Below are 588 nucleotides of genomic sequence, written 5' to 3' on the forward strand. Positions count from 1 at the left end.
TTTTATCCATTGCGTCTCCTTTTTTTAATTTTTCAACGGTGTGATCTTTAATTGATTTAGCGGAGTAGGATCTATGGCCGCCTCTGGAATACCACCTGAAGTATATCCTCCCGGCAACCAAAATTCATTTGCTCCTCGTTCATTTCCTGTTGGCATTCTTAAACCTGTCGGATTATTAATATCAACTCTTAAAGGAGCGTCTCCGAGATCACCTGCATTTAACCCTAACAATCTTTCAAGCTTTGGAATGTTCCCACCCGAACGTCTAATTAAGTCATCAGCAACGGTCCTTGGCATAACAAAGTGGCCTCCTGGAGGACCTAAATGACTAAATTCAGGATTAATACCCCAAACGAACTTAGTAACCCCTCCCTTGAATAGTTCTAAATGCCTACTAATTTTTCCTGCATCGAGGTATGTTGCCGGATTAGGGAAATCTGGCTTTGAAATTCCATGAGTAGCTCGGTAGGCCCGTGCAGCATGACCTCTTGTTGCAAAAGCACCTCGAGTTTTGCTCTGGAAATCATTCCAGCTATTTCTGCACGACAACCCCCACGGATCCACCCACCCCAGCGCATTCGGCGCATA

The 588-nt window shown here is 44.6% G+C and carries 1 pseudogene; it reads right to left on the minus strand.

What is annotated here, in order from left to right:
- Positions 1 to 24 precede the first annotated feature (24 nt).
- Positions 25 to 588, minus strand: a pseudogene (locus IM284_RS22270) (type IV secretion protein Rhs); the annotation flags it as partial.

Source organism: Enterobacter cloacae complex sp. P12RS (assembly GCF_014895875.1).
GTDB classification, from domain to species: Bacteria; Pseudomonadota; Gammaproteobacteria; order Enterobacterales; family Enterobacteriaceae; genus Enterobacter; species Enterobacter bugandensis.